This window comes from Polynucleobacter sp. MG-6-Vaara-E2 (assembly GCF_018687695.1).
Lineage (GTDB): Bacteria > Pseudomonadota > Gammaproteobacteria > Burkholderiales > Burkholderiaceae > Polynucleobacter.
In genome coordinates, this window is record NZ_CP061303.1 from 1562170 (window position 1) to 1576140 (window position 13971).

The 13971-nt window shown below is 42.2% G+C and carries 18 protein-coding genes; 5 read left to right on the plus strand and 13 right to left on the minus strand.

Features of this window, described 5'->3' with window-relative positions:
• Positions 1-22: 22 nt before the first annotated feature.
• Positions 23-214 carry a Flp family type IVb pilin gene (locus tag ICV38_RS08120; RefSeq protein ID WP_215379223.1) on the minus strand — a complete coding sequence of 64 codons (192 nt, stop codon included), beginning with the start codon at positions 212-214 and terminating at the stop codon, positions 23-25.
• Positions 215-403: 189 nt separating this feature from the next.
• On the opposite strand from ICV38_RS08120, the gene ICV38_RS08125 reads away from it, so the two are divergent.
• Positions 404-1444 carry a helix-turn-helix transcriptional regulator gene (locus ICV38_RS08125; protein ID WP_215379226.1) on the plus strand — a complete coding sequence of 347 codons (1041 nt, stop codon included), beginning with the start codon at positions 404-406 and terminating at the stop codon, positions 1442-1444.
• Here ICV38_RS08125 and ICV38_RS08130 read toward each other — a convergent pair.
• From ICV38_RS08130 to ICV38_RS08150, 5 genes are read right to left on the minus strand one after another with little or no spacing between them, the layout of a single operon-like run.
• Positions 1407-2738: a hypothetical protein gene (locus tag ICV38_RS08130; protein WP_215379228.1), complete on the minus strand. Its 1332-nt coding sequence runs from the start codon at positions 2736-2738 to the stop codon at positions 1407-1409. The genes ICV38_RS08125 and ICV38_RS08130 overlap by 38 nt on opposite strands.
• Entirely contained in the window at positions 2731-3207 is a 477-nt protein-coding gene (locus ICV38_RS08135; RefSeq protein WP_215379230.1) for a hypothetical protein, read from the minus strand. The genes ICV38_RS08130 and ICV38_RS08135 overlap by 8 nt, the downstream gene beginning before the upstream one ends.
• Entirely contained in the window at positions 3204-3638 is a 435-nt protein-coding gene (locus ICV38_RS08140) for a TadE/TadG family type IV pilus assembly protein (protein WP_215379233.1), read from the minus strand. The genes ICV38_RS08135 and ICV38_RS08140 overlap by 4 nt, the downstream gene beginning before the upstream one ends.
• Before the next feature lie 8 nt (positions 3639-3646).
• On the minus strand, positions 3647-4108 hold the full coding sequence (locus ICV38_RS08145) for a TadE family protein (RefSeq protein ID WP_215379236.1): 462 nt from the start codon (positions 4106-4108) through the stop codon (positions 3647-3649).
• The gene (locus ICV38_RS08150; RefSeq protein ID WP_215379238.1) at positions 4105-5385 is read right to left on the minus strand and encodes a pilus assembly protein TadG-related protein; all 1281 of its coding nucleotides are present in this window, start codon (positions 5383-5385) and stop codon (positions 4105-4107) included. The genes ICV38_RS08145 and ICV38_RS08150 overlap by 4 nt, the downstream gene beginning before the upstream one ends.
• 81 nt (positions 5386-5466) lie before the next feature.
• On the opposite strand from ICV38_RS08150, the gene ICV38_RS08155 reads away from it, so the two are divergent.
• The gene (locus tag ICV38_RS08155) at positions 5467-6900 is read left to right on the plus strand and encodes a hypothetical protein (protein WP_215379241.1); all 1434 of its coding nucleotides are present in this window, start codon (positions 5467-5469) and stop codon (positions 6898-6900) included.
• Between the two features lie 22 nt (positions 6901-6922).
• On the opposite strand, the gene ICV38_RS08160 is transcribed toward ICV38_RS08155, so the two are convergent.
• The 3 genes from ICV38_RS08160 to ICV38_RS08170 all read right to left on the minus strand — a co-directional run bounded on the left by ICV38_RS08160 (position 6923) and on the right by ICV38_RS08170 (position 9090).
• Entirely contained in the window at positions 6923-7891 is a 969-nt protein-coding gene (locus tag ICV38_RS08160; RefSeq protein ID WP_215379244.1) for a glycosyltransferase family 2 protein, read from the minus strand.
• A gap of 20 nt (positions 7892-7911) precedes the next feature.
• The gene (locus tag ICV38_RS08165) at positions 7912-8178 is read right to left on the minus strand and encodes a DUF1488 family protein (RefSeq protein WP_215379246.1); all 267 of its coding nucleotides are present in this window, start codon (positions 8176-8178) and stop codon (positions 7912-7914) included.
• Positions 8179-8370: 192 nt separating this feature from the next.
• Positions 8371-9090 carry an MFS transporter gene (locus ICV38_RS08170; RefSeq protein WP_215379249.1) on the minus strand — a complete coding sequence of 240 codons (720 nt, stop codon included), beginning with the start codon at positions 9088-9090 and terminating at the stop codon, positions 8371-8373.
• 234 nt (positions 9091-9324) lie between these two features.
• On the opposite strand from ICV38_RS08170, the gene ICV38_RS08175 reads away from it, so the two are divergent.
• Positions 9325-9921 carry an AAA family ATPase gene (locus ICV38_RS08175; RefSeq protein WP_215379252.1) on the plus strand — a complete coding sequence of 199 codons (597 nt, stop codon included), beginning with the start codon at positions 9325-9327 and terminating at the stop codon, positions 9919-9921.
• A 217-nt stretch (positions 9922-10138) separates the two neighbouring features.
• Here the strand turns inward: ICV38_RS08175 and ICV38_RS08180 are convergent, their stop codons facing one another.
• Positions 10139-10492, minus strand: a complete 354-nt coding sequence (locus tag ICV38_RS08180; protein ID WP_215379255.1) for a MarR family winged helix-turn-helix transcriptional regulator — start codon at positions 10490-10492, stop codon at positions 10139-10141.
• Between the two features lie 72 nt (positions 10493-10564).
• On the opposite strand from ICV38_RS08180, the gene ICV38_RS08185 reads away from it, so the two are divergent.
• Both ICV38_RS08185 and ICV38_RS08190 read left to right on the plus strand, forming a co-directional pair.
• Positions 10565-11137, plus strand: coding sequence for a hypothetical protein (locus ICV38_RS08185; RefSeq protein ID WP_251368138.1), 573 nt, complete (start codon positions 10565-10567; stop codon positions 11135-11137).
• 648 nt (positions 11138-11785) lie between these two features.
• Positions 11786-12244, plus strand: a complete 459-nt coding sequence (locus ICV38_RS08190; RefSeq protein ID WP_215379258.1) for a hypothetical protein — start codon at positions 11786-11788, stop codon at positions 12242-12244.
• 110 nt (positions 12245-12354) lie between these two features.
• Here the strand turns inward: ICV38_RS08190 and ICV38_RS08195 are convergent, their stop codons facing one another.
• The 3 genes from ICV38_RS08195 to ICV38_RS08205 form a co-directional block, all read right to left on the minus strand.
• Positions 12355-13047 carry a hypothetical protein gene (locus ICV38_RS08195; protein ID WP_215379260.1) on the minus strand — a complete coding sequence of 231 codons (693 nt, stop codon included), beginning with the start codon at positions 13045-13047 and terminating at the stop codon, positions 12355-12357.
• Between the two features lie 56 nt (positions 13048-13103).
• Positions 13104-13532, minus strand: coding sequence for a YbjN domain-containing protein (locus ICV38_RS08200; protein ID WP_215379263.1), 429 nt, complete (start codon positions 13530-13532; stop codon positions 13104-13106).
• 119 nt (positions 13533-13651) lie between these two features.
• Entirely contained in the window at positions 13652-13930 is a 279-nt protein-coding gene (locus ICV38_RS08205) for a hypothetical protein (RefSeq protein ID WP_215379265.1), read from the minus strand.
• Positions 13931-13971 lie beyond the last annotated feature (41 nt).

Below are 13971 nucleotides of genomic sequence, written 5' to 3' on the forward strand. Positions count from 1 at the left end.
GTTAACGATGAAGTTTTAAGCTCTAGACCCGAGCGGTATAACCGTTGATAAACGTAGAAATCGCACTAAAGAAATTACTCAATGAAACACCCAAGGCGGTTGCACCACCGACCAAAGCAATCGCAATTAGCGCGACCAGTAAAGCATATTCAATCGCTGTAACGCCATCTTCTCGTTGTTGAAGTGAGAGCCAGTGTTTTAGGTATTCGTACATATTGGATCCTATTCGTTGATGTCTAACTCCTCCGTCCAGTGAAATGCTGCAAGGGCATAAAGGAGTAGATAAGTCATATTAAGGCTCAGAAAGGGCATCTTCCCCATCATTTCTACCGATAAGCACCATTTATCTACGAATTCATGTAAATACATACTTTTTATAAGTAAGTATGCGTAGTATGTAAATGTGAAGTCTTCATATCCAAACTACCGCCTTGCTTGGCTAACCGATCCACCTCCCGCGATCGTTCGCCAAGATTATTCAATCAACAATTGCGAGATCAAATCCCTACCGATAGATGCTGAGCTTGGCTCGGGAACCGTAGAGCAAAGGCGTGTAGGACTCGGGATTAATTTAATTCACTGGAGGCATCAATTTAAACCCAGCTCTTCTGGGAAGTTAATCCAATTAGTGGAATTCGCCGGCGTATTTACGGAGCCCACCTTTGTTGCTCGGTATGCCTATAACGGACAATTTTGCCATCGGGACGATGATGGAAAAACAGATCTGATCTTTAGCTCGGGAATGGGTATTTTTCGATACGGCAATCACATTTCCACCAAGATGTATCTGGATGGATCTTCCAATAGTGAAATGATTAGCCTACAAATCGGCAAATCAACACTCAATAATCTCTTTGGACAAAACGATGCCGAGGAATTACTAATCGCCCTAGATCTTAACCCGCCAACGAAATCCATCGTGCGATCAGTACCCTATTCTGTTAGTGAGCTAATTCAGGTAGCAATGGATAGCAAGTATCACGGTAGCGCACGCAATCTTTATACCCAGGCTAAGGTCTTAGAAAGCCTAGCAAACCTGCTAAGCTCACTCCATCGAACCAAGACAGATGCAAGAGTGTCCAATAGGCGCATGAAAATTGTCGAGCTACATGACTATCTCACTAAGCTTGAAGGAAAACTTCCAACCCTCACCGCTCTATCTCATGATTTTGGTATCTCCGCTAGGATCATGAATGAAGAGTTTGTTTCTGAGTATGGTGAATCGATCTTCTCCTTTATTACCGGTTACCGCCTAGACCAGGCTCATCATGCATTGGAGTCCAGTAATACCTCCATGAAGATCATCTCTGCCAATCTGGGCTATAGCCACGTTAATCACTTCATCACGGCATTCAGAAGAAAGTTCGGCTACTCGCCTGGGAAATTACGGCACAAGGATCGAGAAGTTATTGAATCCCTGATTGAATCACTTGAAGTCGAATGATTTCAAAGGCTGCGCGACTAAACTCAAGGTAGGGAATATAAATACTGCGATAGTTCCCGACCACACTCTCTGGCATTTGGTAAACAAGGCTGTAAACCAATATTAGGGTCACAAATAGGTATCTAGGTGCCTGATTAAAATAGTCAGAAATGCGATCTAAAAACTTGGCATGATTGCATTGGAATTTGCTACCCAGCAATGAGGGAGAGAATCTAAGAGCTAATGCGAGGAAGATCCACTGGTTGACCGCGCACGCAATCCACCGCCCCCAGTCTGACCCCAAGAAGAACATTCCCAATGAGCCAATAAAAGCAAGTGCTAGCAGCCTGACATAACGCTCATTAGCAAAAATTTCATTCTCGCCATTAGGCTTGGCATATGGCCTCAACCTACTAGCCAGAAAAAGTACGATAAGTAAGTTGCCACAGAAAAAGAATGCAATATATGGCAATTGATTGGTAACAATATTCTCGTAGATTGTGAGGAAGTGCTCTTGCATTGTCCAAGCGATAGCACCGGCAGCCAGAGATACCGTATAAGGTGAAGCTGGTGCAATTTGAATGCGATCTGCCAATGGAACCGCTTCCCATATCACTTGAGCACTCTCATAGCTGCCGTGGTTTAAAGACGCAACAACAAACAATGCAGGAATCAAAATGACATAAGCCCACTTTGACCAGCGTAATAGGCGGTGTGAGGGATTTTCATAAGCTAAAAGAAAAATTAATAGGCAAAAGATTGGAAAACTCATAAAGAGATAGGCCTCATGACCCAACTCCATCAATATCCCAACCGGTACAGCAAAAAAACAGAACAGATCAATCAGCCGACTTTTTATATTCCCTTGGTTTTTGCAAATGAAAATATATAACAGACAAAGAATTCCAAATTGAATCTCAAAGAAGCCTTCTTTTCGAGAATAAAAGTCACCGCTAATCGCCATATGGAAAACGCCACCAGGAATTAACAAAATAATCGTCGCCAATAGCTGCCCCTTGGCTTTGGAATAAAAATAGAGCGCGGCAAAAAGAATGGCAAACCCTATAAATAAGCCAGTGAGCATTGGGTACAGTGCGGCCACCATGCTATTACTATTTAATTGGTGCAGGAGTTCGCCAAATAAGCCGCGCCTCACAAAGCCACTTTGGTAATTAATCATCCAATCTGCAACGACCCAGCGATTAAAGCGGAGATATGGGGTATCGACCAAGATGCGCAGGACGACAATGACGACTGATAGTTCCAATATTAAGATCGGAATGAACGACGCTAGAAGATTTTTAAGTTTATTCATCTTCGAACGCCGTAAAACTAAAAGCCCTACCAAGATGGCGACAAAGTAAATTTCCTTTGCCCATAATCATTCTGTCGCCTGACGGTCTGCGCTCTATAAATTTCAACCGACCGCTTACCTTATCCAATAAACCCTCCCTAAATGGGCTTGTCATCGGCGTTACTTGATCCTCATTGCAATTAAGGTGACGAAACATCAGAGTTTCTGGATTATTAATACATTGCACGTAAGTACTAGACAGTGCAGTGGCGGCCTGCTGATAAACGGCGCCATTAAAAACCTCCAGCAATACCGGCTCAGTTCCAGAGTAGGATTCGAGCTCGATACCATTCAACAGCACTTTTTGGCTAGTAGGACCGCGGCAAAGCCAATAGTCCGGCAACTTTTGAGCGTCTGGCCAATCACAAGCACCCAATAAGCAGACTATGAGGACAATCAAAATGACTCTGCATGAAGAAAAGAATGTCATCTGAGCACAATCATTTCTGAGTGGCTATGCATTTGCACATCGGCAAAACCCATGAACGGCGTAATCGGCACAAATCGATAGGTCGCCGATACCTTGACCAGGCTACCTGCTTGATTATTGCCCGCAGGCTCCCAACTCACATCCATTCCATCTGAAGTTAATAAGAGACCAGGGGCTGAAGCCTGAATCTCTTCTTTAATGAGTTCAATGGTTTCCGCGCTACTGCGCGGCCCAGGGGCATCGCCACTAGTGGAGCCAGAGATTGATGCAAAGCGTGCACCCATCTTGACTGCGCTCGATAGCGTGTTGTAAGACCACACCATTCTGGCACCATCAATAATCCCAAAAATTAAGGTGAGGAATAAAATAACGACGATTGCAAATTCAATCGCTGCAGCGCCACGGTCTGATCGTGAAATGATTTTACTCATTTTTAGCACTACTGCGCCCTCATGACAGAGGTCCATCGCAAGGAAACGACTGCGGGAATGCCTGGCCATGGAAAGAGCGTTTTAAATTCATGGCTGCCAGTCACCTGGACAACACTCTTCTCAGGCGCTTGTGAATCAGCACACTGCTCTCCACAAGCAATGGATATTTGGTTTGGGCATTGGGTTTGACACGAAACACTGACCTCCACATCAGCTAGGTCTTGGGCATCATTCATCACCACCTGAATGATTTGATTACGATCAGCCATATGAGCGAGATTCTGTGTGGCATATTGCGCCCCGGCATGCGCTGCATTAACTAGCGTAATCCCTGCGTAAAAGACCCTAGCAAAATCTGTCACTGCCATCAACATTAAAAGAATCACCGGTAGTAATATCGCTAATTCAATCGCTACTACGCCTTTATTTTCTTGAATTGATTTGTAATGCAAGAGATTGAGAAACCTCATTCTGCGAGAGCCACGGGGCCAGACAATACTGGCCAAGCCATTGCCGCCTGATAGTTGATTCGGTTAGCCCCAGTCATTGCTAAGTTATAAGACACAATAAAGGTATGCGTGCCAGCGCCCATGACGAGGGTACTGCCTACCTGATATCTCAAACTCGTGGTCGGGAAATAAATTACCCCCGTTAATTTCATCAAGGTATTTAAGCCACCGCCCAAATTACTCGCAGCAGAACCTACAGCGATAGAAGGCTCCTGATAAAACAGAATGTCTTTTGCTGGGCCATCGGTTGGCGCGCTTAAGCTAATGAGGGTACCATCACTTCCCAAGTTAACTGCACCATATGGATAACCTGCTTTTTGGGTATTTACAAAAGTGACGCCCTCACCCAATAGAGTTGCGTTATCGGTATTGGCAATGCCACCACCGACTAAATAATAGGTTCCAGGACTAAAGCGAATGGTGACTTGATTCTTAATCAGAATCCCGCCGCAATAAACCCCGGGGGACAACGTAACATCTGTCTCAATAACTTGCTGCTCAGTAAAAGAACAAACCCCAAAGGTAGGCATGACGTAATTCTTTAAGGGGTCTACCGCAGCCACCGCACCCACTCTAGCAATGGGTGTTACCCTTCCAGAAGCGGCCTTACCGCCAACAATGGCTATATCGTGAGCAGCAACAGTCGAGGCTGCATCCACCATAAATCCGTTTGATGATGAAGAGTTCACGGCAATGCCGCAATCAGGCATTTGTACATTGGCAGAGACCATCCGAGTAGGCATGCCCTCAGTAGTGGACGCCGCTTGAAAACTCGCATCAGTAGCGGAGGGATTTAAGGTATAGATGCATGTGGGGCTACCTGATGAGAATCCAGCTACAGCACGTGTGTAAATCGTGAAAGACTTATTGTACAAGATGGGAATAAAGAAGACTGGCACTTCCTTTTTAACCAGCACCTCTACAAAATTTGGATCACTAGCATGCGGGCCACTTGAGGGACCGTTAAAGACAGTGACATTGACTGAGCTCTGGCCCGAAACAAATCCATTGAGCGCAACATCATTGATGGCATTAGTGCTAACACTGCCTGGAAAACCCTGCTGTACTTGGAGAGCACCAGCAATGGCACCGGCATCAGCCGCTGTTTGCATTTGAATTTTGACGTAATACAAATAGCCAACATCAATTGCAAGGCCAATAAAACCAATCAATACCGGCAACAGAATTGCGAAGGCAATAGCAATTGTCCCGCGTTGGTTTGATTGGTAAGTCATCATTAATTCTAGCATTGCTACTATTTTTAAAATTGCTCGGAATCATTTAAATGCGATCTTTAGTGGGTATTATGAATTAAGCCCATGAAAAAGTCCATTCGTCAATACTTGCCAAATATCCTTCTGTCAATCTACATACCGCTTATTGCGTTTATCTGGGTAATGCAGTTCACTACCTTTGAAGTTCTGCGCGATCCGGATACCTATTTACATATTGCGAGTGGTAATTGGATCTTGAGCCATCTATCAATATCTCGGGTGGATATTTATTCCTATACAGCTATAGGGCAACCTTGGATTAATCATGAATGGCTGGCCCAATGCATTCTCTCACTAGGGTACCAACTAGGCTCTTGGAATGGACTGGTTTTTATCACGGCCCTCATGCTCGCGTTGACCCTCGCTATACAACTTCAATTTCTGCTGGCCAGAATCTCCGTGCTATACGCAGTAACCTTTTCCGCGCTCACGTTCTTTTCTCTTACCACCCATCTGTTAGCAAGACCCCATGTGATCGCATGGACACTCATGGTTATTTGGGTATGCACGCTTCTAAAAGCCAGCGAGGGTAATACTAGGCCACCCTTCTGGCTCCTCTTGATCATGCTGATATGGGCCAACCTTCATGCTAGCTTTATATTGGGATTGGCTCTGATTCCGCTACTGGCCGTGAATGGCAAGTTCAGCGAAAGATTGACATTGTCTCAATTGAAACAATGGGCTTACTTTGGAGTCCTATCCCTCATGGCGAGCATGCTGACGCCTTGGGGCTGGAAGGGCATCTGGCTGCCTTTTCATATCAGTACATTAAGCAATGTCGGCCTGATCAATGAGTGGGCTCTATCACCCTTGTCGGCTGTCAGCCCCATCACTTTATGGTTGGGGCTCATCGTTTACCTACTAATATTGAGACGATTAAAGCTAACGTTTGTATTTACATTCATCATTGCCTGCCTAAGCTATGAAGCGCTCCTACATGGTCGTTATATTTCTATATTCGGGTTGATAGCACCGATGCTACTGGCTAACGCCATGAGCTCAGGAAAACTAATTCAAAATCAGACCACCGGTGATGCGCGAAGAAATTGGAAAATATTCCTGGTGACCTGCGTACTCATTAGTCTCAGTACAGTTGCCAGTTATACATACAAACCTCATCAACCCGATTCTCACATCACACCGCAGCAAGCAGTAGATGCAGCCTTGCTATTAGCAGTAAAAGGCAATGTGCTAAATGAATATAACTATGGCGGATATCTAGAGTACCGCGGTATTCCAGTCTTCATTGACGGACGCGCTGAAATTTATTCCCATGATGAATTTGCCACTTATATTGCAGCCACTGAATCACATAACAAAGAACAAATAGAGCAGATATTGAATAAGTATGAAATTACCTGGACAGTATTGAACCCTAAGTCAGAACTCATTAACTACCTCGATCAGAATCCATTCTGGGAAAAAGTTTATGAAGATAGTATTTCTGTGGTGCACATTAAAAAAATGAGTGCTCACTGAGAATCTCATTTTTTATTGAGTCTTAGCCATGGTTGTTACGCACGATATAAATAGGCCTGCCCTTAGATTCCATATAAATTCTGCCGATGTATTCGCCTAAGAGGCCAATACTCAAGAGCTGTAGACCGCCCAAGAACAAAATAGCAACCAAGAGCGAGGCATAACCAGGCAAGTCAATTCCCTGTATCAGAGTCCTAAATACAATATACAAAGCGTAAGTTAAAGAGATCAAGGTAGCCGCTCCACCAATATAGGTCCACATCCGTAGTGGCGAAGTACTAAAGCTGGTGAAGCCTTCTAGTGCAAAATTCCATAACATCCAACCGGAAAATTTGCTGGCACCACCGGATCGAGGCTCTCTCTTATAAAGAACAACATCAGTTTTAAAACCAACCCAGGAGAACAGGCCTTTCATGAATCGTTGACGCTCCGGCATACGCTTTAAAGCATCGACAGCGGCTCTATTCATCAAACGAAAATCGCCCACCCCCTCAGGTATCTGAGTATCTGACACTAAGCTATGCAGGCGATAGAAAAGATGGGCAGTCCATCGCTTCATGCAAGAATCGCATAGACGATCATCTTTTTTAGCCAAAACCACATCAAATCCCAGCAGCCATCGCTCAATCAACTTGGGAATCAATTCAGGGGGATCTTGTAGATCACAGTCAATCGGAATAACCGCATCCCCTACCGCTGAATCAATGCCAGCAGTTAATGCAGCCTCTTTGCCAAAATTACGGGACAATTCAACCACCTTGATACTTTTATATGACTTGGCTACTGAAAGCAGTAAGACTAAAGTGTCATCTGTACTGCCATCATCAACGCAGATGAGCTCATAATCTAAATCAATGGAACTTTTGATCTGATTTAAGACGGGGAAAAGACGATTAAAGAAATTCTGAACGCACTTCCCTTCATTAAAGAAGGGAATCACGATGGAAACCAATTGCTGTCTCCCCCCTGCTGTATTCGATATCAAGTTCATATTCAATCTCTAGATAGAGATCACCCCAAAGAGAGGTCATGACTAAAGATTTGTACTTGATTGGTGCTAACATTTCCATTCAAAATCTTTTGCTCGGCAACGGAGAGCAGTTTTAGTTGATGCTTGGTGAACGTCAGCAAAGCGTCGCCTTGTAAGTCCTCAGAATCGACGTCCTCAAGAGCCTCATAGGTAAAACGACAGAGTAAATCTTTCCCATCGAGTTTTGCTGGATATTGCACACTACCATCTGGCAACAAGGATGCCGGCCCGATGAACTCAACTACCATCTTATAAGCCCCTAAATTTATCAACTCGATTAGACATCATTTTCCGTTAGTTTTTCTTTCGCCCATTCAATATGAACAAGTAATCTATTCATTATCAGTTAGGTAGATCTTTTATTCGCACTATCAAAAGTGAATTCACTCTGATTTATCTACGCTATCCTAACTAATTACTACGAATTGAATATTCCCAAGCTAAACCGACTTGGGCTCATACACTGCATAACGATCTCTACCCGTGTGTTTTGCTTGCAGCATGGCTTTATCAGCCATGTCAATAATATCGTCCGTAATATTTTTGTCGGTAACCAACATGCTCGCCACTCCAATACTGACCCTTACTTGAGTCGATCCCGAGCTGACTTTGATTTCGAGTTTCCGAATTGCATCTAATATTTTTCCTGCAATACTTACGGCGCCCAACAGCTCAGTATTGACTAATAAAACTGCAAACTCTTCACCACCCCAACGACATGAAAAATCCATTGGGCGATGTAAACCAAAAGTGATCCCGCGTTGGTTTTCTTGAACACTCTCAGCCAATAGTGCATCTCGAGGTGAGCTTCTCAATCCTTTGCCAAGGCGATCGGTAAAACGAATAGCCAAAACCCATAGCCATGAATTGGCGATTACGATTAGCGGTCGTCCAATACCCGCTAATGTGTAGCCTAGAATAATCCAAGGCTTTGCTTTCTTGGTGCGATCAACAATGACACCTGAAACTAATTTGAATATGCTGGAAGTGGCCTCGGCAATACCCTCTATGATACCGAGCGCTTTAGGCCCTGCCATCAGCACGGATGCTAGGTATAAAGGCATCAATGGATATAGCATCTCACTGGCCGAATCATTAACCAGACTAATAAGGCCAATGAGCCAAACAGTACGAGGAAGTGCGAGGATTGTTTTAAGCATTACACGTTTAATTTAGCACCAATTGCTTGGTTTTTTCATTATTGGACAACCCACTTTTAGAATATTATTAATTGGAGAGCGCCAAAAAAACTTGAACTTACCTTTTAAAGCACTATATAAAACTTATGATAGGAGGTGGTACGTATTGGCTTTACCCGTCTAGTCATAAAACGATTTATTTAAATTCATACTCTGCCGCCCTTTTTTATAAAATTTCTGCGAGACTTAAAGCATATGAGCTGTAAATTATCTCCATTAGCGCCACGCCTCATTCTGTTTTCTGGGCATGCAGGCACGGGGAAATCTACGCTTGCTAAAATGGCTCTACCCTTAATCATTCAAAAGACAGGTGAAGATTTTTTCTTCCTAGACAAAGATACGGCCTTCGGTGCTTTTAGCGCACATGTCATGGAGCTAACTACCAATAATCCAAATGATCGAGATAGCCCCTACTACCTCAAGAATTTACGAGACTGGGAATATTCTGGCCTTATTGATATAGCTAGAGAAAATCTCCTCCTCGGCGTCAACATCATCCTTGTGGGGCCCTTTTCCAATGAAATTAAAAGTGGCAAGATGTTTAGTCCGGAGCGTTTAGGATTACCGCTTGAAACCACTATTCGTGTGGCGTGGATAGATCTAGAGGAAGGTGAAGCTAGACATAGAATGGAGCTACGTGCAGACCCTCGTGATGAGTGGAAGCTTGCACATTGGGACCAATACGTACCGCGTAGAATAGAGCCGCCATTTAATCCCTCTCTATTTAGGTTCGATAACTTGCATTTTGACCCCATTCAATTTGAACAGCTTATTAATAACCTAACTGAATAAATCTTTTATGCAAGCCATGCAGTAATTATGTGTCCTCCGCTCTAACCAACTGAGCTAGTGGCGCGGTACTCTTAAAAATTCTTAGTTAAGAGTATTTCAGTTTCCATTAAAAATGTTTTGCCACCTGACTGAGAAAGGTGCCTGTTTGAATCCGTGGGCTCCAGGATTCATGTAATAAGTGGGGCGAAACGAACCAAGGTAAGATGTCTTATCTTGCCTAACTACTTCTCAGAGCCTCTTCTAGGCAAGCAGATAAACGCTCGTAATGCTTTAAGGCTTTGGCTGTAGGTTTAACAAATTTCTTACGGCCATCAGCCTTATCTTCATTGAGCTTTACATAGCCCATTCCAACCAAGTTCTTAATACGGCCATGAAGTGTTGCCTGAGAACCCAACTCACTTAGCGAGATTAAATCGCCAACTAATAGCTCTTTACCTTGCGTTGCGGCAAGGGTAACTTGATTAAGCAGTTGCTCTTCGGTTGAATCTAGCTTCTTGCCAGGGTTGATACGATCTATGCTGTCTAAGAAATTGATAAAGCGGATATAGGCTGTAGGTTTAATAGCTTTCATAAGCAAATTTTACTCCTCTTTGGGAGGGTAAACACCAGTATGCTAGGCATTATTAAAATCCATAATTATTCAATGCCGTATTTAAAGGCTTCGGGCCAATTTCTCTTTGAAATCATTATTAGTGCCGCCCTGTATATGGCGTTCTTTTACCTCAATCAAACCATCACGACACCACTGGAAGAGGCTAAGGGGGTTAATTGGATTTTTCTGCCTGCGGGCTTGCGAATCTTTCTTACGCTGATATTGGATTATTCGGGGGCTATAGGCTTGGCCATGGCTTCTATATTGATTAATTACATTGGCTTTTATGAATTGGATTTCACATCAACACTAGGAATAGCAGTTATCTGCGGAGTAGCACCACTCCTGGGTAGGCATTTTGTTATTCATAACTTAAAAGTTCAAGCTGACCTAAGCAATATCTCAATAAAGCAACTCTTAGTGATCATCATTGCTTATTCATTACTAAGTTCAGGTCTACATCAAATTTGGTTTGCGACCAGGGGATTGGATTCAGGAAGTTTGAATCATTTCATAGCAATGTTCTGCGGGGATATAGCGGGATCTATCCTATTTGTAGCAATCATCAAATATGGTATCGATCTTGTTAAGGGTAGATGGGGTAGAGATAACTTGATTGAGTAATACCTCTTTTTTGAAGACCACAATCTTTCAGCATTGCCATAGAAAGTGTGCAGTAATCGCCTGCACACTTTCTAGAATGCCCAGCGTTACTTAAAGTAACGCTCAAATGACCAAACCAATCATTTGCTTCACAAGCCTATCTTTTTCGTGACTTTTAGGTTGAGTTTAGGTTCTCTGGTTATGAGAGCAGACACCCAAGATAGACCCTTATAAACAGGGGCTCTGCGGGTGGTCAGTGTCGGTGTGTAAGCAAATGTGTAAGCAAATTCACGCATGTACTAAAAGAGCTCTTCACTCTTTGGTTTTCAAAACCAAAGGATTTTAGAGCAACCGTTTAGCACTTCATTGCTCCAAAGTAGTTTTTGGTGAGTGAGCGTTACTTAAAGTAACGGTCAACAGATTGGGGGCTTGGGCGGAATCAAACCTCATAAAAAGAAAAACCCGTAGATCTGGAAAGCTCACATTAAAGTAAGGCTCGCTCCAGCCGTTTATGGGGTTAATTTTCATTCATCAAACTTAATGAACTACCTATTCAATTTGATATAGATCAACCAGTTTGCAGGTAAATTTATATCAGTATCGTGAAAAGTAAAATGTTGGATTAAATTGAGAAATTGAATAATACTTCTTAATTAAAGGGGAATAAAAATGGCATCAGGATTTATTAAAATTCACGGAAATTTTACGTTAGTAGATTCGGATGATGCAGATACACCAATCGTTAAACATTTGCAGAAAGATGGTTATGGTTCTATAGATTTAAACATTCTAGAGGGGGCTGATAAATTTATTCTCTTTAGACCAAGATTGGATGAAATGGTATCTGGAGAATTTTCAGTAGAGCCCGATGGAAAGAAATTAAATGTGAAATGCAATGCAATATTTAAATTATCAATAAAACCAGATCATTTAGATAGCTTCTTAAATCCCAAAAGTAAATGGGTCTTTAATGGAATTGCCGATAAATTCTTAACTAGCTTTGAAGCTGATGTTGAAAAAGGATTGGAATCAGAGGCTTATAAATATAAAAATCGCTTTGGCGAGGGCGATGGGTTAAGGTATTTAATTGAGGTCAAAACGGCGACGAAAGTTAAAGACCTATCTTAGTCCTCTGGAAAAGGAAGCCCCTAGTCAGTTAGCCTTAACTCAAAACTTATTGAGGTAACTCTCCAGGGCAAATTCATCAATTTCACCTTTACTTGAATTGGATTACTAAATTAACTTAATAACCACTTTTTATATTCGGGGGTTTGGCAAATAGCATCCAAGATCCACCCATGATTCGACTGCGCCAGATCCACCATATTCTCAATAACATTCACCTTGCCAACCTTCACACCTTTAAGGCAGGTAGAGGCTCTATATCTCAAAAAGTGCTGAGCTTGACCATCCTCAGCATCTGTTGTGTAAACCTCAATACTTCCATATTGAAGTTTGGGATTTAAATTCATCAATGAGACGGCTAGCTCATTCGCCATATTATCAGGAATAGCTTTGGCAATATAAGAGTAAAGAGATACAAGCATGCTAAGTTCATTAACTTCAATGATGTGATCAATTTCAACCTTATCCTTTTTACCCAACCCCCCACCTTTAATCTCTCCTCCGATATAGGTAGAATCAAATCTCAGTATTGAATCATTGGAATCGCTGGATATGTCAATAGTATCTTTATTGCCCATGCGAACTTTCCACCAAGTCATAAGGGCATACGTTGCTGGCTTTACATCAAGAGCTCCATCTGGCGAAGATTGGATAAAACTGAGCTGATAAAACTCGTCACCGCTCTCTAGGCCATATTGGTCAATTCCACCCTCATCAGTCGAATCTTCTCCTTCGACTTTTACAGAAATCCCAAGCTTATATTCAGGTTCATCTTGCTCAACAGATGTTTTTTTCTTTTTGGTCATAGAAATTCTTTCTTTAAATTAATACTTAGTGAAGGGTGCCGATCCTTGACTATGCATTAATCAAAAAAAATATCATCCTTATCCTCTTGAAGTCCCGCCAAGAAAGCCCCTGAAAATCTACGTAGTGTTGCCACAATAAATCTCTTGTCAGTGCCAAATAGTGTTGGCATGAAATAGTTTCCATAAAGGTGAAAACCATCCTCTGAAGAACCAACTGCGTAGAATTGAGGAATCATAATTGTTGCATTTAGCAAATTAACAAACTCATACATTTGATGTTGATTCACCCCTTCTTTGACTTTTGCATAAGTAAAGAAATTAATTAACTTAGCATCTTCGATGTATCTCACCCAGCATCCAAAATCAATAGCCTCTCTTGAGATATAAAGATCACCATCATCCACCGTAGGTTGAAGAGCTGCATCCTCTAATACTTTCTGAATGATTTCCAAGTTTAAATTTTCTGATTCTATGAAGTTTTCCATTATCTTTCCTTTTGTTAATACTTTTTAATCCAGTTTTAACACCAAAACCGCGGAACTAGAACTATCTTCCAGCAAACGATTCCTTGTGATGTTAGCAACTCACTATAGACCGCCCAAATCTACTTTGACCTTTTTAAGGACTCCCAATCTTGCTCCGTATTTTCAATCCAGTCATTCATCTCTTCACAATACAACTTGTGATCCTTCATATATTCATAGGTAAATTGAGTGGCATCAAAAATAAGTTCATCAAAATATTCGTTTTCAGACTCGTCTTCGAATGCTGGCGGCAAATCTGATTCATTTTTAATCAAGCGCGCCGCAAGCTTCACAGTCTCTTCTGAAAAGTAATCCTCATATAATTTTTCATAATAAAGAATGTAATGAATTAAGATCAAAAAGCTTTCAGCATAAGAACCGTCTTCTTGATAGACCTTAA

What these genes read in the sequence shown, in the direction of transcription:
- ICV38_RS08175 (WP_215379252.1), top strand. Translation starts at nt 9,325, where the DNA reads ATGAGCTGTAAATTATCTCCATTAGCGCCACGCCTCATTCTGTTTTCT.
- ICV38_RS08135 (WP_215379230.1), bottom strand. Translation starts at nt 3,207, where the DNA reads ATGACATTCTTTTCTTCATGCAGAGTCATTTTGATTGTCCTCATAGTC.
- ICV38_RS08145 (WP_215379236.1), bottom strand. Translation starts at nt 4,108, where the DNA reads ATGAGGTTTCTCAATCTCTTGCATTACAAATCAATTCAAGAAAATAAA.
- ICV38_RS08140 (WP_215379233.1), bottom strand. Translation starts at nt 3,638, where the DNA reads ATGAGTAAAATCATTTCACGATCAGACCGTGGCGCTGCAGCGATTGAA.
- ICV38_RS08200 (WP_215379263.1), bottom strand. Translation starts at nt 13,532, where the DNA reads ATGGAAAACTTCATAGAATCAGAAAATTTAAACTTGGAAATCATTCAG.
- ICV38_RS08170 (WP_215379249.1), bottom strand. Translation starts at nt 9,090, where the DNA reads ATGCTTAAAACAATCCTCGCACTTCCTCGTACTGTTTGGCTCATTGGC.
- ICV38_RS08155 (WP_215379241.1), top strand. Translation starts at nt 5,467, where the DNA reads ATGAAAAAGTCCATTCGTCAATACTTGCCAAATATCCTTCTGTCAATC.
- ICV38_RS08130 (WP_215379228.1), bottom strand. Translation starts at nt 2,738, where the DNA reads ATGAATAAACTTAAAAATCTTCTAGCGTCGTTCATTCCGATCTTAATA.
- ICV38_RS08165 (WP_215379246.1), bottom strand. Translation starts at nt 8,178, where the DNA reads ATGGTAGTTGAGTTCATCGGGCCGGCATCCTTGTTGCCAGATGGTAGT.
- ICV38_RS08180 (WP_215379255.1), bottom strand. Translation starts at nt 10,492, where the DNA reads ATGAAAGCTATTAAACCTACAGCCTATATCCGCTTTATCAATTTCTTA.
- ICV38_RS08120 (WP_215379223.1), bottom strand. Translation starts at nt 214, where the DNA reads ATGTACGAATACCTAAAACACTGGCTCTCACTTCAACAACGAGAAGAT.
- ICV38_RS08150 (WP_215379238.1), bottom strand. Translation starts at nt 5,385, where the DNA reads ATGATGACTTACCAATCAAACCAACGCGGGACAATTGCTATTGCCTTC.
- ICV38_RS08195 (WP_215379260.1), bottom strand. Translation starts at nt 13,047, where the DNA reads ATGACCAAAAAGAAAAAAACATCTGTTGAGCAAGATGAACCTGAATAT.
- ICV38_RS08185 (WP_251368138.1), top strand. Translation starts at nt 10,565, where the DNA reads ATGCCGTATTTAAAGGCTTCGGGCCAATTTCTCTTTGAAATCATTATT.
- ICV38_RS08190 (WP_215379258.1), top strand. Translation starts at nt 11,786, where the DNA reads ATGGCATCAGGATTTATTAAAATTCACGGAAATTTTACGTTAGTAGAT.
- ICV38_RS08160 (WP_215379244.1), bottom strand. Translation starts at nt 7,891, where the DNA reads ATGAACTTGATATCGAATACAGCAGGGGGGAGACAGCAATTGGTTTCC.